The 25,044-nt window shown below is 71.4% G+C and carries 20 protein-coding genes; 9 read left to right on the forward strand and 11 right to left on the reverse strand.

Annotation, left to right across the window (positions count from 1 at the left end; translation table 11 throughout):
- Positions 1-1,047, forward strand: coding sequence for a MerR family transcriptional regulator (locus ACEZDE_RS30275; RefSeq protein WP_380543051.1), 1,047 nt, complete (start codon positions 1-3; stop codon positions 1,045-1,047).
- 164 nt (positions 1,048-1,211) lie between these two features.
- Here the strand turns inward: ACEZDE_RS30275 and ACEZDE_RS30280 are convergent, their stop codons facing one another.
- The 9 genes from ACEZDE_RS30280 to ACEZDE_RS30320 form a co-directional block, all read right to left on the reverse strand.
- Positions 1,212-1,724 (reverse strand): MarR family winged helix-turn-helix transcriptional regulator, encoded by a 513-nt coding sequence (locus ACEZDE_RS30280; protein WP_380543054.1) that lies wholly within the window; start codon positions 1,722-1,724, stop codon positions 1,212-1,214.
- A gap of 35 nt (positions 1,725-1,759) precedes the next feature.
- Complete coding sequence (locus ACEZDE_RS30285) at positions 1,760-3,814, reverse strand: MMPL family transporter (RefSeq protein ID WP_380543057.1); 2,055 nt, start codon at positions 3,812-3,814, stop codon at positions 1,760-1,762.
- Positions 3,815-3,829: 15 nt separating this feature from the next.
- Positions 3,830-4,063, reverse strand: coding sequence for a hypothetical protein (locus ACEZDE_RS30290; protein ID WP_380543060.1), 234 nt, complete (start codon positions 4,061-4,063; stop codon positions 3,830-3,832).
- A gap of 96 nt (positions 4,064-4,159) precedes the next feature.
- Positions 4,160-5,416, reverse strand: coding sequence for an FAD-dependent oxidoreductase (locus ACEZDE_RS30295; RefSeq protein WP_380543063.1), 1,257 nt, complete (start codon positions 5,414-5,416; stop codon positions 4,160-4,162).
- Positions 5,417-5,588: 172 nt separating this feature from the next.
- Positions 5,589-6,839, reverse strand: coding sequence for a hypothetical protein (locus ACEZDE_RS30300; protein ID WP_380543066.1), 1,251 nt, complete (start codon positions 6,837-6,839; stop codon positions 5,589-5,591).
- 26 nt (positions 6,840-6,865) lie between these two features.
- Entirely contained in the window at positions 6,866-8,524 is a 1,659-nt protein-coding gene (locus ACEZDE_RS30305) for a glycoside hydrolase family 43 protein (protein WP_380543069.1), read from the reverse strand.
- Positions 8,525-8,584: 60 nt separating this feature from the next.
- Entirely contained in the window at positions 8,585-9,427 is an 843-nt protein-coding gene (locus tag ACEZDE_RS30310; protein ID WP_380543072.1) for a carbohydrate ABC transporter permease, read from the reverse strand.
- The gene (locus tag ACEZDE_RS30315; RefSeq protein ID WP_380543075.1) at positions 9,424-10,386 is read right to left on the reverse strand and encodes a carbohydrate ABC transporter permease; all 963 of its coding nucleotides are present in this window, start codon (positions 10,384-10,386) and stop codon (positions 9,424-9,426) included. The genes ACEZDE_RS30310 and ACEZDE_RS30315 overlap by 4 nt, the downstream gene beginning before the upstream one ends.
- Positions 10,383-11,702 carry an extracellular solute-binding protein gene (locus tag ACEZDE_RS30320; RefSeq protein ID WP_380543078.1) on the reverse strand — a complete coding sequence of 440 codons (1,320 nt, stop codon included), beginning with the start codon at positions 11,700-11,702 and terminating at the stop codon, positions 10,383-10,385. Before ACEZDE_RS30320 ends, ACEZDE_RS30315 begins: the two co-directional genes overlap by 4 nt.
- A 220-nt stretch (positions 11,703-11,922) precedes the next feature.
- Here ACEZDE_RS30320 and ACEZDE_RS30325 point away from each other — a divergent pair, with 220 nt between their 5' ends.
- Together ACEZDE_RS30325 and ACEZDE_RS30330 are read left to right on the forward strand one after the other, a co-directional pair.
- Positions 11,923-13,002 (forward strand): LacI family DNA-binding transcriptional regulator, encoded by a 1,080-nt coding sequence (locus ACEZDE_RS30325; RefSeq protein WP_380543081.1) that lies wholly within the window; start codon positions 11,923-11,925, stop codon positions 13,000-13,002.
- A gap of 229 nt (positions 13,003-13,231) precedes the next feature.
- Positions 13,232-14,887, forward strand: coding sequence for an endo-1,3-beta-xylanase (locus ACEZDE_RS30330; protein ID WP_380543084.1), 1,656 nt, complete (start codon positions 13,232-13,234; stop codon positions 14,885-14,887).
- A gap of 149 nt (positions 14,888-15,036) precedes the next feature.
- On the opposite strand, the gene ACEZDE_RS30335 is transcribed toward ACEZDE_RS30330, so the two are convergent.
- Complete coding sequence (locus tag ACEZDE_RS30335; RefSeq protein ID WP_380543087.1) at positions 15,037-15,702, reverse strand: TetR/AcrR family transcriptional regulator; 666 nt, start codon at positions 15,700-15,702, stop codon at positions 15,037-15,039.
- Positions 15,703-15,843: 141 nt separating this feature from the next.
- Here ACEZDE_RS30335 and ACEZDE_RS30340 point away from each other — a divergent pair, with 141 nt between their 5' ends.
- From ACEZDE_RS30340 to ACEZDE_RS30355, 4 genes are all read left to right on the forward strand, one after another.
- Positions 15,844-16,839: a 4,5-dihydroxyphthalate decarboxylase gene (locus tag ACEZDE_RS30340; protein WP_380543090.1), complete on the forward strand. Its 996-nt coding sequence runs from the start codon at positions 15,844-15,846 to the stop codon at positions 16,837-16,839.
- Positions 16,840-17,099: 260 nt separating this feature from the next.
- Positions 17,100-17,237 carry a hypothetical protein gene (locus ACEZDE_RS30345; protein ID WP_380543093.1) on the forward strand — a complete coding sequence of 46 codons (138 nt, stop codon included), beginning with the start codon at positions 17,100-17,102 and terminating at the stop codon, positions 17,235-17,237.
- Entirely contained in the window at positions 17,234-19,288 is a 2,055-nt protein-coding gene (locus ACEZDE_RS30350) for a PKD domain-containing protein (protein WP_380543096.1), read from the forward strand. Before ACEZDE_RS30345 ends, ACEZDE_RS30350 begins: the two co-directional genes overlap by 4 nt.
- On the forward strand, positions 19,276-20,325 hold the full coding sequence (locus ACEZDE_RS30355) for a hypothetical protein (protein ID WP_380543099.1): 1,050 nt from the start codon (positions 19,276-19,278) through the stop codon (positions 20,323-20,325). Before ACEZDE_RS30350 ends, ACEZDE_RS30355 begins: the two co-directional genes overlap by 13 nt.
- Positions 20,326-20,416: 91 nt before the next feature.
- Here ACEZDE_RS30355 and ACEZDE_RS30360 read toward each other — a convergent pair whose 3' ends face one another.
- Positions 20,417-22,327 (reverse strand): TolB family protein, encoded by a 1,911-nt coding sequence (locus ACEZDE_RS30360; RefSeq protein WP_380543102.1) that lies wholly within the window; start codon positions 22,325-22,327, stop codon positions 20,417-20,419.
- 608 nt (positions 22,328-22,935) lie between these two features.
- Here ACEZDE_RS30360 and ACEZDE_RS30365 point away from each other — a divergent pair.
- On the forward strand, positions 22,936-24,144 hold the full coding sequence (locus ACEZDE_RS30365) for a sensor histidine kinase (RefSeq protein WP_380543104.1): 1,209 nt from the start codon (positions 22,936-22,938) through the stop codon (positions 24,142-24,144).
- A complete protein-coding gene (locus ACEZDE_RS30370; protein WP_380543107.1) occupies positions 24,141-24,848 on the forward strand; it encodes a response regulator in 708 nt (235 codons plus the stop codon). Before ACEZDE_RS30365 ends, ACEZDE_RS30370 begins: the two co-directional genes overlap by 4 nt.
- Positions 24,849-25,044 lie beyond the last annotated feature (196 nt).

Here is a 25,044-nt window from a genome sequence, read left to right on the forward strand (position 1 = left end):
ATGCAGGAAGTGATCGAGCCGAGGACAGCCATGACGCACGATAGCTCCGGCGGCGAGACCGGGGCCGGTTTTCCGACCGGGGAGGTTGCCCGTCGGCTGGGTGTGTCCGCGGTGACGCTGAGATCGTGGGAGCGCCGCTACGGCATCGGCCCCGCCCAGCGCGCCGAGGGTCACCACCGCCGCTGGACCGCAGCGGACATCGCCCGACTGGAGGCCATGTGTGCGCTGACCGCACAGGGCCTGCCACCCGCCGAAGCCGCACGCGTCGCCGCTCGTGCTGCCGTGCCCGCACTGTCTGCCGAACCTCCGTCTCACGAGGGCGAGGAGCAAAGCGAGGTCGCCCGCTCCCGGGTCCGCGGCCTGATCCGGGCCGCCGACCGCCTGGACGCCCCGGCCATCGACGAACTCCTGGTTGCGGCGCTCGACCGCTGGGGCGTTGAAGTCGCTTGGGAGGAGCTGATCGCGCCCGCGCTACGGGCAGCGGGACGCCGCTGGGCGGCGCGCGGTGAAACCGCCATCGAGGTCGAACACCTGCTGTCCTGGCATGTCTCCGCGCAGCTTCGCCGACGAGCCACGCCGGCGGCCCGGACCGCGTCGCTCGCGCTGCTCGCCGCGACCCCTGGGGAGGACCACACGCTGCCGCTGGACGCCGTCGCTGCGGCGCTCACCGAACGGGGGATCCCGTTCCGCATGCTCGGCTCTTCCGTCCCCCCGGCCGCGCTGGCCCACAGCCTGCGCCGACTGGGACCGGCAGCCGTGGTGCTGTGGTCGCAGTCCCACTCCACAGCCGCGCCGCAGATCGCCGCCGACATCCTGGCCACGCCGTTCGGCATCGCGGGCGCGCGCCACCGACCGCTGCTCCTTCTGGCCGGACCAGGCTGGCGCCACCTCAACCCCCCGCCGGGGGCACTGAGGCCCCCCGGCCTGCGTGCTGCAGTCGAGCGCATTGCCGATGCCGTGACCGGTGCCGTGACCGGTGCCGGCGACCTGTCCGCGAGACCGGTGCCGGCGACGACTGAGGTCACTCCCTTCGTGCAGACACCCTGACAACGGACCTTGTGGGTCCGGAGAAGGGTGTCCTGGTGGGACGGTAGTCGGGTCAGGGCAGGACGGCAACCCGGTCCAGCTCTACGACTGCTACGGCGGCGGCGGAACCCAGTCCAACCAGGTCGGGAGCTTCCGTTAGCGCCGGCCCCTGCCGTCCGGCTCCCTCAGCCGTGCGTCGAGTCGAGCCCCTGCGCCGCCGCACGCAGCCCGGTGGACGCCGACTCCAGGAAACGGGTCACCACGGCACGCTCGGCGTCGGTCAGTTGCCCGGCGGCGTCGTCGACCGCGGCCACCAGCGGCTGCAGCGCGGCAACGATCTCGTCGCGGGCGTGGGGAGTGGGCGCGACCACGGTGCGGCGCCGGTCGCTGCGGTGGGCGGCGCGGGTGACGTGGCCGGCCTGCTCCAGACGGTCGACCAGGACGGTGGCCGAAGCCGACCGGATGCCCAGGCGCTGCGCGAGGTCGGCCGGGCCCAGCCCGTCCGGGGCGCCCAACAGGTGCTCCAGGGCGGTGACGTCGTTGAGGCCCAGGCCCAGTCGGCGTGCCAGTGCCGCCTGGGCGTCACGGTTGGCCAGCAGCACCTGGCGCAGCGCCCAGGAGACCGGGCCGCCGAATCTGCGCGCCGCGCCGGCCGGCGGCGCCGATTCGGTCTGCGTGCCTGGGGGTGTCTCGGACACCTTCCGCCCACCACCTTTCCCGTGTGAGGTCGCCCCTATTCTTCCCTGTGCAGCCGACCGGGCCACCAGACGCGCTCACCCATGTCGTGGACCAGCGCCGGGACCAGCAGCGAACGGATCACGACGGTGTCCAAGAGCACCCCGAAGGAGACGATGAACGCGATCTGGACCAGGAAGGCCAGCGGGATCACCCCCAGGGCCGCGAAGGTCGCGGCCAGGACCGCGCCCGCAGAGGTGATCACCCCGCCGGTGGTGGTCAGGCCGCGCAGTACTCCGGCGCGGGTGCCGTGGCGCCGGGACTCCTCCCGGACCCGCGTCATGAGGAAGATGTTGTAGTCGACCCCGAGGGCGACCAGGAAGACGAATCCGTACAGCGGCACCGAGGCGTCCGCGCCGTGCAGGTCGAACACGGCCGGGAAGACCAGGGCGCTGACGCCCAGGGTGGCCGCGAAGTTCAGCAGCACCGTGGCGACAAGCAGGAGCGGTGCGGTCACGGCCCTCAGCAGGGCGATCAGGATCAGGGTGATGATCGCCAGCACGACCGGGATGATGACGAGCCGGTCGTGCGCGGCGGTGTCCTGGATGTCGACCTGCTGTGCGGTGTAGCCGCCGACGAGGGCGTCGGCGCCGGGTACCCGGTGAACCGCGTCGCGCAGGTCGCGCACGGTGCGCTGGGCGGCGCGGCTGTCGGCCGGGTCGCCCAGGACGGCGTCGACGGTGCGCAGGTTCGCTCCGGGCCCGGTTCCGGACGTGGCGGGGAGCAGGGTCGCGGACGCCACGCCGGGGGTGTGCCGCGCGGCGTCGAGCACCGCCGTGCTCCGCTCCGCACGGGTGACCACCACGGCGGGATCGCCCTGCCCGGCCGGGAAGTGGGCGTCCAGGACCCGCTGGGCGGTCACGGAGGGCTCGGTGTGGATGAAGGTCTCCTCCAGGGGCAGCCCGCCGGCCGAGAACAGGGGCAGCGCGCAGGCCGCCACGACCAGGACGCCGAGGGTGGTCGCCCACACGCGGCGGGGCCCGCGCTGGATCAGGCGGGCGATCCGCTCCCACACTCCGGAGCTGGTCGCATGCCCCGCGTGGGGCGGCTTGGGCCAGTACGCGGCGCGCCCCAGCAGGACCAGGACACAGGGCAGGAAGGTGACGGCGGCCAGGGCGGCTGCCGCGATCCCGATGGCGCCGACCGGGCCGAGGGCCTGGTTGTTGGCCAGGTCGCTCAGCAGGAGGGCGAGGAGGCCCAGCGCCACGGTCGTGGCGCTGGCAAGGATCGGTTCCAGCGAGCGGCGCCAGGCGGTGCGCATCGCGGCGAAGCGGTCCGGGGTACGGGTGAGCTCCTCTCGGAAGCGGGCGCTGAGCAGCAGCGCGTAGTCCGTCGCGGCCCCGATGACCAGGATCGACAGGATTCCCTGCACCTGCCCGTCGACGCGCACCACACCGTGCCGGGCCAGGGCGTAGACGATCCCGCTGGCCAGTGCCAGGGCGAAGACCGCACTCATGATCACCACGAGCGGTAGCAGCACACTGCGGTAGACGGCGACCAGGATCAGCAGCACCACCCCCAGGGCCACGCCGAGGAGCAGGCCGTCGATCCCGCCGAAGGCATCCACCAGATCGGCCTGGCTGGCTGCGGGACCCGCCAGGAACACGCCCGCCCCCGGGATCTGCGCACGTTCCCGCACCGACGCGACGGTGGGACGGAGTTGCTCGCCCAGGTCCGCACGCAGCGGAACGACGGCCTGCAGCGCCTTGCCGTCATCCGACCGGACCGGCGGGCCCGGTGGTCCGGCCAGGCCCTGCAGCCCGGTCATCCCCGCGAGGGCGTGCCGGGCGCCGGCCGCCGCGTCCGGCGGGAGCGCGGCGGGCGCGGACGACCAGACCACGACCAGCGGGATCGACTCGGCGGTGGCCATGCTGCGCTGCAGCGTCACCACCTCGGTCGACTCGGCGCTGCGTGGAAGGAAGGCCGCGCTGTCGTTCGTCGCGACCTGCCCGAGCATGCCGGCGAAAGGGCCCAGCACCGTACCGACGGCCAGCCAGACCAGGACCAGGACCGCAGGGAGGAGCCAGCGGGGCGGGCGGGGGGATCGACTCATGGGCAGAGCATATCCCTAGACAGACTTACTACCTGTCCCTCTAGGGATGGCGGCGTCGGGCGGAGTCGGGCGGAGTCGGGCGGAGTCGGGCGGAGTCTGGCGGGTGGAGGCGAGGGGCGAGGGCTCCCACTCGTAGTGCCGCGCTCCGAGAACGAAGGCGAGGATCAGCGCACCGACGATGATCACGCCGATCACCACCCCGCCGCCCAGCGCCTCGGCTTCCGTGTACTTCGATGCGAGTTCGAACATGGGATACGCACCTCGATCCTCCGGGGGTCTGTTGCGGACTCCTTCAGCGTCGATCCGCAACGGCGACCGCGCAGAGCGCAGCGATGGTGCAGCGTTTCAGGCCCGTGGGCCCCGGGCGCGGTCGGCGAGGACGTCCCGGGCGGCCCTGGCGCCCGAGGCGAGTGCGCCCTGCACCGAGCCGGTGGCCCGGTGGTCCCCGCAGACGTAGCGGCCGTGCCCCAGCCGGGTGCGCCGGGTCAGCGGGTGCGGGGCCGGCATGGCGGGCAGGGCGTCGGTGACGGTGCGGGTGGCGAGGTGTTCCCACCCGCTGGTGTCCGTCCGGTAGAGCTCGGCGAGCCGGGCCCGCACCGAGCCCTCCTGCGCGGGTGCGTCCCCGCCGAGCACGGAACTGGACACCAGCGCCCGTCCGTCGGTGCTGTAGGTCGGCGCGACCTCGGTCAGGACGCAGGTGTGCAGCAGGGCCCGGCTGCCGTCGACCAGCAGGGTCGGTTCGGCCAGCGGTGAGTCGGCCGCCGCGTGGTAGTACGTGGTGACGGTGCGCCCGGCCGGGACGGCAAGCTCCGGAAGCAGGGCCGCGGCAGCGCGCGCACCGGTCGCCACCACCACGCTCTCGGCGGTCAGTTCGGTGCCGTCCCGCAACAGCACCCCGTTCTCTGCAAGGCGCAGCACCGGGGCCTCCAGTCGCAGCGAGCGCGGCGGCAGGGCCGCGGCCAGCTGGTCGGGCACCGCACGGATGCCCTCGGCCGGCAGGCACGTGGTTCCCCGCAGCATGCTGCGCAGGACCAAGTGGAAGAAGCGGCTGGAGGTCTCCAGGGCGTCCTCCAGGAACACCCCGGCCAGGAAGGGGCGAAAGAGGGCCTCGACGAGCTCGTCGGAGACGCCGGCGGCAGCCAGGGCGGCCTGGGTGGTGGTCTCCGGGCCCCGGCGCAGCAGGGCCGGCGGTGCCAGCAGGTCGCGTCCGCCGAGCAGGGCCAGCGCCGCCAGGTCGCGCGGCGCGGCGAAGCGTCCGGGCAGCAGGTCCGCCAGGTCTCCGGCATGCCGGGTCGGATCGCCGAGCCGCACCCGTCGGTCGCCGTGGTCGAGCAGGATGCCCGGGGTGAACCGGCGGAGCCGGAGCGCGCGCAGGTCCAGGCGTCGTCGCAGTTGCGGATAGGAGGTGTTGAGCACCTGGAAGCCGCGGTCCAGGTGGAAGCCTGCCTCGGTGTCCGTGCGCATCCGGCCGCCCACGGCGTCCGAGGCATCCAGTACCTGGACGCTGAGCCCGGCCGCCAGCAGGTCCGCGGCACACGCCAGGCCGGCGAGCCCGGCGCCGACGATGATCACCTCGCTGTGCGGATCTGCGGCGGCTGCCACGGCGCGACCTCCAGGCGAGACTCCAGACGGTAGTGATCACACTACCGTCTGGCACCGGCGTGTGCGCTGAGGCAGTGCGGTCTCGTCTCTCTTCTGGTTCCAGCGCATCAACAACGGAATCCCGGCTGCGCGGGCGGGGTGGGGCGCAGTCGGCCGGGCCGGCTGCCGGGGCTCAGCGGCAGCGCGCGGTGAAGCCGGCGCCGTCGAGCAGGTTGCAGAAGGCCGTACGACCCTGGGGGTACTGGCTGAGAAGGGAGTTGACGTACCAACCGCTGCTGGGGGGAAGGGCGGGCGGGCTGTCGGGGGAGGTCTGGCCGTCGAAGCCGTAGCGCCAGTCGACGTCGATGTAGGTCAGCGCCCGTACCACGTGGGAGAGGTCGTACCCGGTTCCGGTGAAGTGGCTCTGCGTGCCGTCGACGGTGCCGTTGGGCAGCGGCCCCTGGTAGGTGATCAGGGTTTGCAGGCGCTGCATCCAGGCGGTGTAGTCGCTGTCGGCCTGGGTGCCGCCGGAGGTGAGCGCGTCGCTCATCCGCTGGACCCCGGACTCGGCGATGATCACGGGCTTGTTGTGCTGCTGGGCCCACCACATCATCCGCAGGATGTTGGTGTCGGCCGGGTAGCCGTGCGGGACGGCGTTGAGGTTCCCGCCCACGTAGTCGTCGTAGTAGCCGGAGCAGGTGCGGGCGGTGGTGTCCTCGGTGCCGTTCCAGTAGGTGGTGCCGTTCTCCCGGTAGGGCTGGCACAGGTCCTGGTTGAAGACGCTGACGCCGATCCAGTCGGTGACGTCGTCGCCCGGGTAGAGGGTGTCGAACTCGCCGCGGACCGGGTGGTAGACGAACTGCACCCGGCTGCCGGCGCCGGTCTGCGTCCGCAGCAGTTGGACCACGTGGCGGAAGGCGTTCTTGTAGGGGGTGCAGTCGGTGCCGTTGGTGCAGAAGAAGGCGGAGCTGACCTCGTAGTCGACCCGGATCAGGAAGGTGGCGGCGGGGTAGCGCCTGATGAAATCGGCGAGCTGGGTGAACTGCGCGTCGTAGCTTCCCGCCGCGATCGCCGCGGTGGCCTGCTGGGAGGCGGTCTCCTTGTCGGCGTTGTCGCCGTCCCAGCCGGGCGGGTCGTCCTTCCAGCTGACGCCGACCTCGATCTGCTTGCCCTGGGCGGCGAGGAACTGGGCGTAGTCCTGTTCGCAGCTTCCGCCGCAGGCTCCGGAGAAGGCCCCGTCACGGACGCTGTAGTAGACCGAGCCGCCCTGCGGGGCCGCGCCGGTGGAGCCGGTCAGGTCGTTCCAGGCACCGGTGTTGCTCTGGCCGACCAGCAGGGCCCGCTGGGTCGCGGGGTCGGCGTGCGCGGAGGGGACGGCCAGTGTGCTCAGCAGCAGGGCGAGCAGGGCCAGGAGTGCGGCGCGGACGCGCCGGATCGGCGGCATGGGGCTCCTTCTTGTCTGGCGGGAGGTCAGTGGTTGCGGTAGGTGGCGTGGTCGAAGTCCGCGTAGCCGCCGTCGGCGCCCAGGTCCTGCACCCACAGCCCCAAGAAGGCGCCAGTGAAGGCGGGACTGGCGGAGCGGCCGTCGGGGGCGTGCTTCTCGCCGGCGTACTCGTCGGACAGGATCGTGGCGTCCAGGACGGCGTCCAGCTCGTGCCAGGTGTCGGGCTCCGTCTCGTAGGCGAAGCGCAGCTGGGGGCCGTCCATGGTCGCGCGCAGGCCGACCCGGGTGCCGGGCCAGAGGGGAACGGTCGCTTCGGGATAGCTGATCCTTCGGCCGTCGTCGCAGGTCAGAACCTGCAGGACGGTGCCGCCCAGATCGTCGCGGGTGAGGTAGGCGTAGTGCCAGTTGCGGCTGTCGTAGTAGGCGGTGATACCGGCGAGCTGCTGGAACCCGGCCGGGGTGAAGTCGATCGCGGCCTCCAGCGAGCAGTGCCTGCTGGTGGCGCGACGGGCGATCAGGCTGGGGGTGCGGCGTCCGCGCGGCGACTGCCCGCCGTGGATCCGCAGGTGGCCCGGACGGGCGGTGAGGTCGGCCCAGTCGGGTGTCGCGGGCCGGCGCAGGCTGCTCCACTGCGGTCCCAGGGGCGCGCTGTCGAAGTCGTCCCGCTCCGGCTCCGCGGGCAGCGGCGCCGGGGGCAGGTCGGGGGCCGGGACGGCCTCGGCGGGGATGCCCCCGGCGACCCGGGGCCAGCCGTCGTCGCTCCAGCAGACCGGCTGCAGGGCGCTCTCCCGCCCCAGCACGCAGCGGCCTCGCGGCGTGTCCGGGCGTCCGGTGAGATGGGCCAGGTACCACTCGCCGTTCTGGGTTTCGACCAAGCTGCCGTGCCCGGCCTTCTGCAGCGCCAGGTCCGGGCGATCGCGCGAGGTGAGGGTCGGTCCGGCCGGGTCGGGCAGGTAGGGGCCGAGGAGCCGGCGCGAGCGGGCCACGGTGACCTGGTGCTCCCAGGAGGTGCCGCCCTCGGCTGTGAGCAGGTAGTACCAGTGGTCGCGCCGGTACAGGTGCGGGCCCTCGGTGACCCCGGCCGCACTGCCCTGGAACAGGTTGTGGACCCGGCCGCGCAGCCGGCCCGTCGCGCAGTCCCACTGCTGGGCCTGGATCCCGGCGAAGGGCGTGGTCCCCGGGCGCCAGTCGCCGGTCAGCGACAGCATCCAGCACCGGCCGTCGTGGTCGTGGAACAGGGACGGGTCGAAGCCGCGGGCATGCACCGGGACCGGATCCGACCAGGGCCCGGTGATGTCGGCCGCGGTGGTGAGGTAGTTCTGCGCGTCCCACCAGCCGCCGTGGTGGTTGTCGACCCGGGTGAACACCAGGTGGAACCGGCCGTGGGCGTGCGACAGGCAGGGTGCCCAGACACCGCCGGAGTCCGGCACCCCGGTGAGGTCGAGCAGGTCGGTGCGGTCCAGGATGCCGCCCAGTGACTGCCAGTGGACCAGGTCGCGGGAGTGGTGCAGCCGCACACCGGGGGACCACTCGAAGGTGGAGGTGGCCAGGTAGTAGTCCTCGCCCACGCGCAGCACCGAGGGGTCGGGGTGGAAGCCCGGCAGCACCGGGTTGCGGATCAGCGCAGCGGGTTCGGCGGGCGGCGGGTCGCCGTCCCGGGTACGGGCGGTGGCCTCGGTGGTCATGGAAGCCTCTCGGGTCGGGGCACGGATGCGGGACGGTCGGGGCAGCGGGGCCGGGCACGGCTACTTGCCGAACCCCGCGGTCAGGCCGGACAGCAGGTGGCGGCGTCCCACCAGGTAGGCAGCCAGGAGGGGAAGCAGCGACAGCACCACGGCGGCCATGGTCGCGGGCACGTCCACACCGTGCTGGCCCTGGAAGTTCCACAGGCCGAGGGTCAGCGTTCGGCGCGCGTCGGACTGGGTCAGCACCAGCGGGAAGATGAAGCCGTTCCAGGCGCCGAGCGCGGTGTAGATGCCCACGGTGACCAGGCCCGGCCGGGTCAGCGGCAGGACCAGGGAGCGCAGCACCCGGGCCGGGCCCGCGCCGTCCACGGTCATCGCCTCGTAGAGCTCGCCGGGGACGTCCCGCAGGGTGGAGCTGAGCACCAGAATGGCCATCGGCAGCGAGAACGCCGCGGTCGGCAGCACGATCGCGGTCAGCGTGTCGTACAGGTGCAGCCGGGTGATGACCAGGTACACCGGGACGATGGTGGCCTGGGCCGGGATCGCCAGCCCCATCAGCATCACCGAGAACCCGCCCGCGACCAGTCGGCTGCGGCTGCGGACGATCGCGAACGCCGCGGGCACGGCCAGGGCCAGCACCAGCGCCACCGTGCAGCCGGTCACCACGATGTTGTTCCAGAGGTAGCCGGCGAAGCCGGAGTCGAGCACGGTCCGGTAGTTGGCCAGCACCGGACGGGTCGGCGGCGCCAGCGGTCCCGCGTCGAGGTAGTCGCTCTTCAGCCGCAGGCTGGAGGCCAGCACGTAGTACAGCGGAACGCCGACGACGACCAGCCACACCAGCGCGCCGAGGCCGCCCAGGACGTCGGGCCGCCCGCGCGGGATCCGTCGGGCACGGGTGCTCACAGGCCCTCCCGCTGGCTGGTCATCCTGCGGAAGCCGGTGACCCGGACCACCAGCAGGGACAGCGTGGTCCCGGCGACCAGCAGCAACACCGCCAGCACACTGGCGTAGCCCATGTCGAAGCTGCTGAAGCCGGTGAGGTACATGTGCAGCGGCAGCACCCGGGTGGCGGCGCCGGGGCCGCCGTCGGTCAGGATCAGCACGATGTCGAAGTAGGTCAGCGACCCGACCAGCATCAGCACCGAGGAGGTGATCACGGTGTTGCGCAGCTGCGGCAGGGTGATCGAGGCGAAGGCGCGCCACCGGCCGGCGCCGTCCACGGTCGCCGCCTCGTACAGGCTGACCGGCACCTGCCGGGCGGCGGCCTGGTAGAGCAGGGTGTGGAAGGGGGCGAACTGCCAGCTGACGACCGCCATCACGGTCCACAGCGCCAGTCGCGGGCTGCCGATGAAGTTGCCGTCCGGGACCCCGAGCCAGGGGCCGATCATGTGCGCCAGGCCGAAGTTGGGGTCCAGCAGCGCCGAGAACAGCAGCGCGACGGCGGCGCTGGACATCAGCAGCGGTACGAAGAACACTGCGCTGAGCACGGCGCGGGAGCGCTGCGGACCGGCGCACCACACCCCCAGCGGCAGGCAGATGAGGGTCTGCACCAGCCAGGTCACCGCGGTCAGCAGCAGCGACAGCCGCAGCGAGGGGCCGAGTTGCGGGTCGTGCAGCAGCTTGGCCCAGTTGCCCAGGCCGGTCCAGTGCGGACTGCCCAGGCCGTTCCAGCGGCAGAAGCTGAGCACGACCACCAAGGCCATCGGCACCAGTGCGAACAGGGCGAAGTACACCAGCGCCGGTGCCGCCCACCAGCCGCCGGGCCGCCCGTCGGCGGCACGCGGGCGGGGGGCCGCGTCCCGCCCGCGGGAGACGCTGCTCCGCCCGAGGAGCGGGCGGGTGAGGGCGGTGCCGCCGGTCATGCGGCGCCCATCGCGCTGACGAACTGCTGCGGGGTGCTCTGCTTGTTGAAGACCTTCTGCAGGTCGGTGAGCAGGTTCTGCGCGGTGGCCGGGTCCAGCGCCTGGTCCCAGGACTGGGTGAACGAGGGTGCGTTCTTGACCAGGCCGTAGACGAAGGTGGTGTAGTCGGCGTTGGGGCCGGACTGGAGCTGGGCGTCGGCACCGGCGACGGCGGGGACCTGGCCGATGGCGATGAGGTCCTTGACGTAGTCGGGCGAGGCCACGGTCTTCTCGATGAAGTCCACGGCCGCCTTGGTGTTCTTGGACTTGGCGGTGACGGAGAAGAAGTTGGACGGGTTGCCCACCACGTCCTTGGGGTCGCCCTTGCCGTCCGGGACACTGGGGAAGGTGGTCCAGCCCAGCTTGCCGCTCTTGACGAAGTCGGGCGCGCCGGCCAGTTGGCCCGCGTACTCCCAGGAGCCCATCAGCTCCATCCCGGCCCGGCCCTTGGCCAGCAGCGCGTCCGCGCCGCCGGAGTCCTGGCCGACCGAGCCGTAGTTGGTGCCGAACGCGCCGCGGTCGACCAGGTCACGGATCATGGTGAGCGCGGTGAGCACGGCCGGGTCCTTCCAGGCGCCGGGGGCGCCGGCCTGGATCGCGGCGAAGACCTTGGGCCCGCCCACGCGGTCCAGGAGGTACTCCATCCACATCAGCTCGGTCCACGCCTGCGACCCGGCCAGCGCGATCGGCGTGACCTTCCTGGCCTTCATCGCGTCGATGTCAGTGAGCAGGTCGGCCCAGGTCGCCGGAGCGGCGGTGATCCCGGCCTCGGCGAAGACGTCCTTGTTGTAGAACAGGGCGACCGGCTGCACACCCTCCATCGGCACGCCGTAGTTCTTGCCGTCGATCTTCCCGCCGTCCAGGACGCTGGGCAGGAAGGCGTTCAGGAACGCGGGGTCGGTCTGCAGGGCCCCGGTGAGGTCGGCGACGTCCCCTGCCTTGACGTAGGTCGCCAGGTTGCCGCCGCCCCAGTTCAGGAAGACGTCCGGGGCGTCGGGAGAGCCCAGCGCTGTCTGCAGCTTCTGCTTGTAGGGGTCGTTGACGAAGGTCTGCATCGTGACCTTGGTGCCCGGGGTCGCGGTGTCGTAGGCCTTGATGGAGGTCTGCTGCACCGGGTTCAGCGCGGTGTCCTGCAGCGACCACACCGTCAAGGAGGCCGAGCCGCTGGTGCTGCTGCCGGGGCCTGCGGTGCCGCCGCAGGCTGACAGCCCCAGGGCCATAGCGGAGACGGCGGCCAGGGCGACAGCCGTGCGTACGGATGCTCTGCGGTGCATCATCGGAAACACGCTCCTTGTGGATCGCGAAAGTGAAAGAAAGTTGCGATACTTTCTAAGTCGAGGAACGTAGGGTCTTCCCCGGACGGCGTCAACGCCGACGGACGTAACGGTGTGGTTTCAGCGGGCCCGCGGGGGTTCCGCGGGACGGTCCCGGCGCTTTTCGAAAGTTTCTGCGCGGCTGCGCTACGCTGGCTGCGACCGACCAGACAGCGAGGTTCCCGTGTCCCGCAGCGGCCGCACCCAGCCAACCCCACCGGCTCCGACCAGCGCCGATGTCGCGCCCGGAGCCGAGACCCCCCGGGTCACCATCGCGGACATCGCCCGCGAGGCAGGGGTCTCGGTGCCGACCGTCTCCAAGGTTCTCAACGGCCACGCCCAGGTCGCCCAGGGCACCCGGGATCGGGTGGAGGCGCTGCTGGAGAAGCACAACTACCTGCGCAGGCGCAGCCGTCCGACCCGGAGCGTCGAACTGATCGACCTGGTCATCAACGAGATCGACAGCCCCTGGTCGGTCGAGGTGATCCAGGGCGTCGAGCGCGAGGCGGCCCGGCACGGCGTCGGCGTCGTGATCACCGCGGTGCACGGCCGGCCCGCGGACATCCTGCGCTGGCTGGACAACCTGACCCGGCGCGGCTCGGACGGGGTGATCCTCGCCGTCACCGCACTGCCCGCGGGGCAGCGGCGCAAGATCCAAGACCTGCGCGTGCCGCTGGTGGTGGTGGACCCGGTCGGCAACCCCGACCCGGCCATCCCCTCGGTGGGCGCCACCAACTGGCCCGGCGGCCTCGCCGCGACCCAGCACCTGCTGGCGCTGGGCCACCGGCGGATCGGCATCATCACCGGACCGACCGACATCCAGTGCGCCCGCGCCCGGCTGGACGGGTACCGCGCCGCACTGGAAGGCGGCGGCATCGCCGTCGACCCGGACCTCATCCGCCGCGGCGACTTCCACCACGAGACCGGCTTCAGCGGCATGCGCGAGCTGCTCGCCCTGGACCGGCCCCCGACCGCGGTGTTCGCCTGCAGCGACCTGCAGGCGCTGGGCGCGTACGAGGCGATCCGGCAGGCCGGGCTGCATGTCGGCACGGACGTGAGCGTGGTCGGCTTCGACGACGTCGCCTCGGCCGCCTGGGCCTCGCCGCCGCTGACGACGGTGCGTCAGCCGCTGGGCGAGATGGCCGCGATGGGCGCGCGCATCGTCCTCAAGGGCGTCGACGCGGTGCTGCCCGGTGGCACCCAGCGGTTGGAACTCGCCACTGACCTGGTCATCCGCGAAAGCACCGGCCCGGCCCGGGGCTGAGCCGCTGCGCCGACGGCGGCGCCGACGCGCTGACCTGGGCGCCCTGCCCGGCCGGGCCCGTCGCCTCCGGCCTGAACCCGTGCGCGTTGTGTGCAACCCATTGACGGTGAGCCTGCCCGCTCCTACGGTGCTCCATCGGAAACACAGCGACAGTTTCGGTTGCCCCGGAGCCCTCGCGACCCCGCGGCGCCGGCGCCGCGGCATGGCACCACTCAGCCAAGGAGCACCTGTGCGTATCCGATCACGCCTGGCGGCCCTCGCCGCCACCGCCACCGCGGCCCTGACCGCGGCCCTTCTGGCGCTGCCCCCCGCCACCGCGGCCCACGCTGCCACCACCCTGAGCGCCCGCAACCTGCCCGCCGGGGGGAAGGTCCTGGCGGTGATGGGCCAGGACAGCGACACCCTGTCCGACTACAAGACCCAGGTCCTGGGCAACGCCGCGCTCGGCGCCCCGCAGCCCGGCGGGGTGACCCTGTACACCAACCTGATCGAGGGCGGCAGCCCGGCCCCGCTGGCCGGCATGTTCTCCCCGGTCGACTACGGCAGCGGGACCTACGACTTCAACCAGACCCTGAGCCAGTACCCGAACTCCGCCCTCGCGGTCGGGCTCTACCTTTCCGACGCCTCGACCGGCTGCACCAACCAACCGTTGCGCGCCATCATCGGGACCGCGGACGCCGACATCACCCCCCAGCTGACTGCGAAGTACCGGGCGGACATCGACCGCATGGTCAACCAGTTCAAGTCCTGGGGGCGCCCCACCTACCTGCGCATCGGCTACGAGTTCGACGGGCCCTGGAACTGCTACAACGCGGGCTACTACGTCAAGGCGTTCCAGTACATCAAGGGCCGCATCGACGCGTTGGGCGCCTCCAACGTGGCCACGGTCTGGCAGAGCGCCGCCTGGCCGCTCAACTCCTCGCCGGACCACCCCGAGTACAACTACACCGTCACCGACCCGAACCACCTCGACCCGTGGTACCCCGGTGACGCCTACGTCGACTACGTCGGCCTGTCCGACTTCTACAACGCCGGTTCACTGTCGACCCAGTGGGGCTGCAGCAGCTACGACATCAACCCGGTCACGCTGCAGAACCGGGTCCTGGACTTCGCCCGCGGCCACGGCAAGCCGGTGATGATCGCCGAGGCGTCCCCGCAGGGCTACAGCACCTCGGGGCTGACCAAGAGCTGCATCATGCAGAAGAACCCGCAGGGCACAGACGCAGCCACGGTCTGGAACCAGTGGTACGCGGGCTACTGGAACTGGATCGAGCAGAACAGCGACGTCATCCGGGTCGCCTCCTACATCAACACCGACTGGGACGCCCAGACCTCCTGGCAGTGCGCCGACGGCGCCTCGGCCGGCGGGGCCGGCTGCTCCAACGGCTACTGGGGCGACGCCCGGATCCAGGCCGACCCCACCATCGAGCAGAACTTCGTCAACGAGCTGAAGAAGTGCCTGTTCGTCAACGCCCCGGCCAACTGCACCGGAAGCACTCCGACCTCCGGTCCCAGCAGCAGCGCGAGCCCGACACCCACCCCAACCGCCACGCCGACGCCCACGCCCAGCACCACACCGTCCGCCACCACGAGCCCGACCGGCAGCAGCGGCGCCTTCACCCAGGGCGTCGCCACCGGGACCGGCGGCAACGACACCATCTGGTTCAAGCCGGGCAGCGGCAGCTGCAGCTTCGTGGCGGTCCACTACACCCTGGACAACGGAGGCCAGCTCAACTACATGGCCACCTGGAACGCCGCCGCGGGCCGCTGGGAGCAGTCGGTGACCGTCCCGGCCGGCCACACCCTGAGCTACTACTTCGACTACCAACCCACCACCCAGACCTACCAGGACACCACACCGCACTACACCTTCCAGGGCAGCTAGACCAGCTGCTCCCTGGACTCCGACGGCTCGCCCGGCGAGCTCGATGGCGACCGCCCGCGGCCACTGCTTGAGGCCCAGGCTGGAACGGCGGAGCCGGCCGTTCGGCCAGGGTCCGCCAGTAGGTCGGGTGAACGCGTCGGCCCAGAGGATCACGGGAGATCGCCCCGTGTGCCTGTCGCCGACAGCAGCGCGTGGACCTCCCGGGTGATGCCGTCGACGTCGTCGAGGCCGAAGGCGACTCGTTGCAGGATGACCCCGTGGGCCAGGGCCATGACGAGGCGTGCGGCGGTGTCGGGGTCGACTTCCGGGCTGAGGGCGCCGGTGCGCCGGCCCTGGCGCAGCAACTCCGCCAGGCGGCTGCGGACTTGCTCGAAGCCCTCGGCGGCTTGCCGGTGCAGGGCCGGGTTGCGCAGGAGTTCGCCCCAGGCCTGCACCGCGCAGCGCAGCACCTCGTCGATGGGGACGGGATTGCCGGCGGCGTCGGGGGCGGGGGCAGTCGCGGTGAGCGATGCGGCGACGATCTCGCCGAGCGCGTGCGACACCGGGGGTGCGCTGCACGTCGCGCTGGCTCCGGCGGGGCGGGCGAGGTGTTCGAGCGGGGCGAAGACCAGCCGGAAAGCGTCGCCGGCGATCTCCAGGACCAGTTCCTCCTTGCCGGCGAAGTAGCGGTAGGAGGCGCCGACGGCGATTCCGGCCTCGCGGGCGATGTCGGGCATGGAGGTCTGGTGGAAGCCGTCGCGCGCGAAGCAGCGGCGTGCGGCGGCAACGATCTCGGCGCGCTTCGCCTCGCGACGCGCGTCGCTGATCCGCGGCATGGACGGTTCCTCCTCGATGTGCGGCTGGTGACCGGGACCGAAGGCAAAGTGAATGAAGGTTCGCGTTGACTCGGTGCCCTGCTCTCGCTAGCTTAATAGTGAACGGTTATTCGCGGAAGCTTTGCCCGAGGAGGGCTCGCCATGCACGACGCCGATCTGTCTGTCAGCACCTACCGCTACGAGCACACCGCCGCCCTTCTCGACGGGGCCGTGCCCATCGAGGGGGTGGACGCCTCCTTCGCGACCGAGCCGCTGGTCTCGGACACCTTCCGGCGCATGGTCCAGGGCGAGTTCGACGTCGCAGAGCTGGGACTGACCTACTTCCTGCGCACCTTCGACCTGGAGGATCCGCCGTTCCTCGCGCTGCCGGTCTTCCCCAACCGGAACTTCCGCCACAGCGCGGTCTTCGTCAACTCGGCTTCGGGGATCGTGACTCCGAAGGACCTGGTCGGGCGCACCGTGGGGGAGTTCGCCCTCTACGGCCACGACCCGGGTGTGTGGGTCAAGGGCATCCTGGCCGACGAGTACGGCGTCACCCCGGAGCAGTGCCGCTGGGTGATCGGCGGGACCGACCATCCGATCCCCTCCTTCGACTGGATCCCGCAGCCCGTGCCCGCCGTCGTGGAGGTGCGGCACGCGGCAGACGGCCAGACCCTCGGCGCCATGCTCGAAGCGGGCGACATCGATGCCCTGATCTCGGTGGACGTTCCGCAGGCGCTGCTCGACGGGTCGCCCAGGATCGCCCGGCTCTTCCCCGACTACGAAGCAGTGGAGCGCTCCTACTACCGCCGCACCGGTATCTTCCCGATGATGCACGTGGTGGCGGTCCGCAAGGAGCTGGCCGACCACACCGAGCTGCTCCAGGCGGTGTACCGCGCCTTCTGCACCGCCAAGGACGACCTCGCCCGCCGCCACCGCGAGGGAGCGACCAAGCAGCACATGGCCTCCATGACCCCCTGGTTCAGCGAACTCTTCGACGAGAACCGACGCCTGCTGGGGGAGGACTGGTGGCCCTACGGCATCACGGCCAACCGCCACGCCGTCGACACCTTCCTGCGCTACCACCACCAGCAGGGCCTCTCACGCACCCTGCTCACCAGCGACGACATCTTCGTCCCTGCCCTGCTGGACACCTGAGTGCCCGTCACAAGCCCTCGCCTGCGCCTGCGATCGCGCCCACCAGCACGCTCGCGACGCCGGCCCGAGGGAGCCGCCGGTGCGCGGCGCGCCGCGTCGGTGACGGTGCCGCGCCACTGCAGGCGCGCGCAGGCACAGGCTAGTGCTGCGGGCCAGCCGTGGGGCTGCGCCGGCGCAGCGACCTCAGTGCGGACGGGCCCGTGCCGGCATCAGGGGCGAAGCCCACGCCCAGGGGCTTGGCGCGAGCGAGGATCAGAGCGGTGGGGGTCAACATCCTCCAGGTCCTCACTGCCCACGGCCAGGTCTTCATGCGGCCGAACAGCGGTCTGCAAGATTTGGTCCGCATGGTCTGCCACCGTAAGCGTGAGCTCGCCGAGCAGGAGGCCAAAGCCAGTTGAGCCGACTCCGCGGCGGGCCCGCATGGCGCTGCGTGGTGGATATGCCGTCGCGGCGCCGTTGGGAGCCAGCTGGCAGGAATCCTGAGGGTGACGATAACCGGGCGATGCTCCGCAAACCGCAGCAGCGAATCCGGGGAGCATGGTGCTGGGTGATCCATAACGCTAGGGTCAGTGCCGCAGATCGTCATCGCACATCATCGGCCAGAGCGGCAACCGAACGAGCTCCTGGCTCCTGGGGGGACTTCGTCATGCTGCTGCGCCGCCGTGCCGTCACCGCGACCGGAGCTCTCGTGCTGCTCCTGAGCGGTGTGGCGGGTACCACGTCAGCCCACGCCGACCCGGCCCAGGACCTGTACGTCAATCAGTCCGCTGCAGCCTGCACCGACACGGGCGCCGGTACGCAGTCCGTCCCGTTCTGCACGATCCAAGCCGCGGCTGACGCGGCGCTGCCGGGCCAGACTGTCCATATCGTCCCGAGCCTGGGCAAGCTGTACACCCAGCCGGTGACGATCACTCACTCCGGCACCCCCGGGGCGCCCATCACCTTCGCCATGGCCGCCGACGCCGAAGGGGACGACATCCGGCCGGTGAAGGCCGCGGCATTCACCGTCCGCAACGCGCACGACATCGACTTCTCCGGCCTCAGCGTGGGAACCTCGGCCCCGTTCCCGGGGTTCCAGCTGATCGGCGCCCACCGAATCCGGCTCGATGACGAGCTGCTGTACGACGCCGGCGACGACTACGTCGATCCGCAGGACGCGATTGACGTCGACGGCACCTCCTCGGATGTGACGGTCGCCAGGACCGAGGTTCACCAGTTCACGGGCTGGGGGCTGAACGTGCAGGCCGGGGCCGGCAACATCGTGGTCACCGACTCCATGTTCAACTTCGAGGGAGGACGGGGCGAAGGCGGGATCCACGCCGATGGGGTGGCCGGGATCGTGGTGACCGGTGATTCGCTCTCCTCGACGTGCGGCCGTGCGGTCGACATCACCGGATCCTCCTCGGGATCCATCGAAAACGTCGTCGCCCAGTGGGCGGGTGGGCAAACCGGGTGCCCGCTGGCGGCCTCGCCCGCCGAGATCGCCGTCTCCGCCGACTCGGTCGCCAACGTGCGCAGCGACTACAACGCGGTGCAGGCGCAGTCTCCGGGGGAGGACTATCTGTGGGGTGGTGCGCCGTATGCGAGTAGTGCGGCGTTCACCGCGGCCACCGGTCAAGGTGCGCACGATCTGGACCACATGGGCGTGCAGGACTCCTACTGGCCCACCGAGGGCTCGCCGCTGATCGACTCGGGGGATGCGGACGCCCCCGATGAGTTGGCCAGTGACCGGTACGACCGGCCCCGGGTCGACGACCCACTGGTGCCCGACACCGGCGTCGGTGTGGTGGACCGCGGCGCGGTCGAGTTCCACGCGCTGCAGGGGCTGAAGCCCGTCATGTCGGTGGACAAGGGGCCGGCTCCGCTGGCTGAGACGGTCACCTTGCAGGTGACCAACCCCTGGAACGCGGCGATCACCGGGTACCGGTTCGACTTCGGTGACGGCAGCGCCCCCACCGAGACCACCACGCCCAGCGCCACGCACACCTACACCGCCGTCGGGTTCCCCACCGTGACTGTGATCGCCACCAACGCGGACGGCACCACCTTCCAGGGCACCACCACGTTCGACGTGTCCCAGACTCTCCCGCTGGTACCGGAGATCGGGGTGAGCCGCCAGGGCCTGACCGTCTCGGTGTCCGGCAACGCGAGTGATGACCGGGACATCGCCCAGTACACCTACGACTTCGGCGACGGCAGCGCCCCGCAGACCGCTTCCGCCACCCCGTCCCTGTCCCTGTCCCTGTCATCACCCACACCTACGCCGCGCCCGGCACCTACACCTTCGCCGCCACCACCACCGACACCGCCGGGAAGACCGCGCACACCACCCAACTCCTTTCGGTCGGCAGCACTCTGGTCCCCTTCGGGCCGGTACGGCTGCTGGACACCCGCACCAGCACCGGAGGCCACCGAGGCGCGGTGGGCCCGCGGGCCGTGGTGCGCCTGAAGGTCGCCGGGGCCCAGGGCCTGCCCAGCACCGGACTCACCGCCGTCACGCTGAACCTGACAGGGCTGGACGCCACCGCCGGCACCTGGATCGCCGCCTACCGCGACGGCGCCGCGACCCCGACCGCGTCCGACCTGAACCTCGCCCCCGGCCAGATCACCCCCAACCAGGTCACTGTCCCGGTCGCGGCCGACGGCTACATCGACCTGTACAACTACGCCGGGACCGCCGACATCCTCGCCGACGTCCAGGGCTACTACACCACCGCGGCCCTCCAGCCCCCCGCCGGGTATGTGACCGCCAAGAACCCGACCCGGATCCTGGACACCCGCAACGCCACCGGTACCAGCCGCCACGCGGTCGGCCCCGGCTCGACCGTGACCTTCAGGGCCGCGCCCCCGTACACCCAGGCCTCAGCGGTGGTGCTGAACCTCACCGAGACCGACGCGAGCGCCACCAGCTACATCGGCGTCCAGCGCGACGGCAAGGCCCCCACCACCTCGGTACTGAACTTCCACACCGGGCAGACCACCTCCAACCAGGTCGTCGTCCCGCTCGACTACACCGGCCTGGTCACCTTGTACAACCACTCCGGCACCGTCGACCTGGTTGCCGACGTCCAGGGCTACGACATCACCGACCCCAGCACCAAGGGCACCACCCACGGCGCCCCCTACGTCCCCCTCACCCCGACCCGGATCCTGGACACCCGCAACGCCACCGGCGCCCGCAAAGCCCCCCTGGGACCTGGGTCCCACCTGGTCCTCAAAGTCGGCGGCACCTCCGCGGTCCCCGCCGGCGCCAGCGCCGTACTGATCAACCTGACGGGCATCACCCCCACCGCCTCCACCTGGCTCACCGCCTACCCCCACGGCAGCACCCCCACCACCAGCTCCAACCTCAACCTCACCGCCCGCACCACCCGAGCCGTCACCGTCCTGGTCCCCATCGGCCCCGACGGATCCATCGACCTCTACAACGCCCACGGCAGTCTCAGCCTCGCCGCCGACATCGAGGGCTACTACCTGCCCTCATGACGGTGAGAACCTGTCCAGCAACCGAAGCCCAGGCCGGGGACATCTCCCGGCCTGGGCTTCAAGGCTGTCCGGCTGCGAATGATGTGCGGTTTCAGCCGCCGTAGTAGCCGAACACGTCCGCGATCACGCCGACACTGCCGGAACTGTGGACGGCGAAGTCGAGCTTCCCGTCGACCAGGCGCACGGTCACCAGGTTGGGGACGGTCCCGCCGGTCAGCCAGTTGAGGTTGGAGGCGGTCGGCTTGGCCGTGCCGTTCGGGTAGACGGTCAGGTAGCCGCCGGCCTTGGCCTTGGTCACGGTGACGTTGAGGACCACCGCGGTGGCACCGGCCGGGACGGTCGAGCCGGTCACGGTCAGCGTGTGCGTGGCGTTCGCCGCGATGGGGCTGCCGACCTCGTCCATCAGCCGGGTCGGGGCGGTGCTGTGGAACGCGGAGCCGCCGGCGCCGAAGTAGCCGAGCACGTCCGCGATCAGGTCGACCGTGCCCGAGCTGTGGACGGCCAGGTCGACCTTGCCGTCGGCTCCGACCGGGACGACCACATGGTTGGGGAGGGTTTCGCCCGCGGTCCAGTTGAGGTTGGACGCGGTCGGCTTGGCCTTCCCGTCCGGGTAGACGGTCACATAACCACCGGCCCTGGTATCGGTGGCGGTGACGTTGAGCACCACCGCCGAGACGCCTGTGGAAGGAATCTTGTCTCTGCCGGCGACCGGGAGCACGACCGTTCCGTTCGCGCGGACCGGTGTCCTGGTGGACACCCCGACGGCGGCCCGGGTGTCCAGCAGCCGTGCGGGACCGTCCGCGGTGAAGCCCGCCCCGGTGCTGTCCGAGGTGTAGTAGCCGGAGATGTCGGCGACCACCTGGGTGGTGCCCTGGCTGTGGTTGGCGAAGTCGATCTCGCCGTCCGCGCCCACCGGAACGACCACCTGGTTCGCGATGGTCACGCCCTTGGTCCAGTTGAGGTTCGAGGAAGCCGGGCTCGGTGTGCCCTCCGGGTAGATGGTCAGGTAGCCGGCGGCGGTCGGTGCGGTCACGGTGACGTTCAGCACCACGGCGCTGACCCCCGACGCGGGCATCTTGTTCACGCCCTCGATGGCCAGCGGCAGGATCCCGCCGGGGCCGAGCACCCGGGCGGCGGGCTGCCCGGTGTCGGTGCGGGTGTCCAGCAGGCGGGTCGGACCGGTGGGGTGGAAGGTGGACGCCGCACCCAGGGTGGTCACCTGGGTGGGCTGCTGGGTGACCCAGGTGAGGCCGTTGGGGATGACGGTGTCCGCCTGCGTCGCCAGGACCAGGTGGTGGCCCACCGTGGCCTCGCGGGTGGTGCCCGGATTGGCGTTGTAGTCCAGCCCCAGGCCGTCCGGCGTCCACTTGGGATAGGTGTGGTTGGTCGAGCCGCTGGTCACCTGTGTGGCAGTGCCCGCACCGGAGGCGTCCTGGGTGAAGATCTGGTCGTAGCCGCCCACGGCCCGCACGAACGCGACCGTCGATCCGTCCGGCGACAGGTCCGGCTGCCGGCCGTTCGCGATCAGCAGCCCTGCGGTGTGGTCGCCGTGATCGGTCCAGATGTCCGTCGCCGCATTCGCGTCGTGCTCGAACAGTACGGCGCCGGTCGCCGTCGACACCGTGGGGTAGGAGTCGTCGCCGCCGGTGTTCGAGGAGAACCACGGCTTCATGTCGCTCGCCGGCGGCAGGCCAAGCGGTGCCACGTAGGTCGAGGGAACGTATCCCAGTTGCTGGAGGTCACCCCAGACCGCGATGTTGCCCACGATGATGTCGGCCCCGTCAGGGGTGAACGTGGGAGCCGAGTCCATGCCCCAGTCCTGGCACACCGTGTTGGTGCCGTTGGGCGTGTAGGTGCACATCGCCGGCCCGGGAGAGGACGTGAAGACGATGCGCTTGCCGTCGGGAGACCAGGCCGGATTCTCACCGTCGTCCTGGCCGCCTCCGGGCGCGGTCGAGACCAGGCGGGAACCGTCCGGGTTCTCGGTCGACGTCTGGGTCATCCCGCCGGTGTACCTGATCCCCGCCAGCAGTCCCGGGACAGTGGGGGTAGCGGCCGGGGCCGCAGATGCGGCCCGCGACGCAGGAGCCGCCAGCGCCGAAAGTCCGATTGCGGCCACCGAAGCGACCGCAAGATGGGCAATTCGCCTCAAGAATATTCGATTCATCCCAACTCGCCCGACTGGAAAAGTATGCGCGACGACGTGATGGTAGATCGATGAGGATACGCCGCGTACGGCCGTGGGAAGGGTGACGAGGCGCAGGGTTCTGCAGGCCCCGGCCAGTGCAATTGATGAAGTGCCAGATCCGTGTGGAGACAGTTCGTATCAGTCGCCGGGCCTTCGCCCTCGATGCCGGACACGCGGTGGGTTGTCATGCGGCGAGCGTGAATTCAGCGGTAAGCCTGGGCCTTGATCGTTTACCGTTGCGCCGCAGGAGCCGAAGACACGCTCTGCCGGGGCCGCGAGGCGGCGGAGTTCCCGAACCCCACCGCGATGACGCGGGACGAACTGGTCGACCCCGGCTCTGGTGCTACCGGGGCGAGAGCCCGCTGGATGTTCTCCTCGGCTATCGTCGTCGGGTGCGCAGCCGCAGTCAGGTCATCGTAGGAATGCCGATCGCACGTGTCGGGGCCTGGTGGCGTGGGCGCCCGCTGCTGGTGCGTGACGGTGCGTTCGCGGCGGTCCTGGGAGCTGTCGCCTTTGTGCCGGGCATCGCCGGGGACGGGGTGCTGCTCGGTGAGTTGACGGTGCGGCAGGTGGACCTCATCGGTGTGCTGGCGGGTCTCGGCCAGTGCCTGCCGCTGGCTGTTCGCCGGGTTGCGCCCGGCGTCTGCCTCGCTGTGATCGGGATGTGCTTCTGCGTCGGCCAGGTGTGCGGTTATCCGCCGAACTTCGGCAGCGAAGGCCTGTTGGCTGCTCTCTACGGTGCCGGGGCCCACCTCGGGCGAGGACGGCGTACGGCTGCGGTTGCGGCCGGTGCCGGGTACGCGGTGCTCGCCTCGGTGCTGCGGGTCGAGGGGTCGCCGGAGCGTGCGGTGGACTTCGTCACCTTCGCTCTGGTGCTGGCCGGCTGCTGGTGGGCCGGGGCGTGGGTGCGGGGCAGGCACGCTGCTGCCGAGCAGCGGCGGCAGCTCGACGTACTGGCCGCCGCGGCGGCCGAGCGCAACCGGATCGCCCGGGACCTGCACGATGTGGTGACCCATCACGTCACAGCGATGGTCGTGCAGGCGGACGCCGCGCAGTACGTACTGCCGCCGGCCGGTGGGCGCGCGGCCGAGAGCCTGGAGGCGATCAGCGACACCGGGCGCCGGGCGCTGGCCGAACTGCGGTTTCTGCTCGATGTGTTGAAGGGTCCGGGCGATGCCGAGGCGGTCACCCGCACGGCCCCGACCCGGACCCGCGTGGCTGATCTGGTCGAGCAGGTGCGCCGGACCGGTCAGCCGGTGGAGTTCGTCCAGCAGGGCGAGCAGCGGGCCGCGGGTGGCGGCCCGGAGCTGACCGCCTACCGGATCGTGCAGGAGGCGCTGACCAATGCGCTCAAGCACGCGCCCGGTCGGCGGACCTCGGTGCTGGCCGACTTCGGCGAGGCGGAGATCGAGATCGTGGTGACCACCGAGGGCGTCACCCGTGCCCCGGGGGCGTCCGGCGACGGCAGGGCAGCGCGGGGAGTCGGGCCGCTGGCAGCCGCCGGAAGCGGTCGGGGGCTGGTCGGCCTGCGGCACCGGGTCGAGGTGTTCGGCGGACGGTTCAGCGCCGAGGCGATGTCGGACGGCGGTTTCCAGGTCCGTGCCCGACTCCCGCTGGAGGCGGCGCCATGAACCCGGTCACGCCCGATGCGCCCAGGATCAGGGTGATGGTCTGCGACGACCAGGACCTGATCCGGGCCGGGTACGCCACCATCTTCTCCGCCCAGCCCGACATGGAGCTGGTGGGCGAGGCGGTGGACGGCCGGCAGGCGGTGCGCGACGCCGCGCGACTGCGGCCGGACGTGGTGGTGATGGACGTCCGCATGCCGGTACTCGACGGGATCGCCGCGACCCGCGAACTGGCCGGACCCGACGTGGCCCGTCCGGTGAAGGTGCTGGTGGTGACCACCTTCAACCTTGACGAGTACGTGTACGACGCCCTGCGGGCCGGAGCGAGCGGCTTCCTGCTCAAGGACACCAGGCCCGCCGAGCTGACGGCGGCGGTGCGCACGGTCGCGGCCGGCGAGGCGTTGCTCTCCCCGGCGGTCACCCGCAGTCTGGTCGGCAGTTTCGCGGACCGGGTCCGGCCCGCGGTTCCCGCGCAGCAGCCGCAGGCGCCCGGGGGCCGCGCTCCGGGCCTGACGCCCCGGGAGCACGAGGTGCTGCTGCTGGTGGCGGCCGGGAAGTCCAATGCGGAGATCGCAGCGGAGCTGTTCATCAGCCACGAGACGGTCAAGACCTACGTCTCGCGGATCCTTGCGAAGCTCGGGTTGCGCGACCGGGTCCACGCGGTCATCCATGCCTACCGCAGCGGACTGGTGCACGCGGACGACTGAATCCGGCGTGGCGGTGGCGGTGGCGGGGGCGGTGGCGTGCGGACCGGGCGGGGATCCCCCGAGGGAGCTACCCGCGATCGTCCACCGGCGGGTGACGCCGGGCCCGGCCGTCCGGCCATAACGTCGGGTCCGCCGGCGGCGACAGGCCTCCGGCGCCGAGCCGACCGAGCCGACCGACCCGGAGAGTGCCATGGAC

The organism is Streptacidiphilus cavernicola (assembly GCF_042510955.1).
Classification (GTDB): Bacteria; Actinomycetota; Actinomycetes; order Streptomycetales; family Streptomycetaceae; genus Streptacidiphilus; species Streptacidiphilus cavernicola.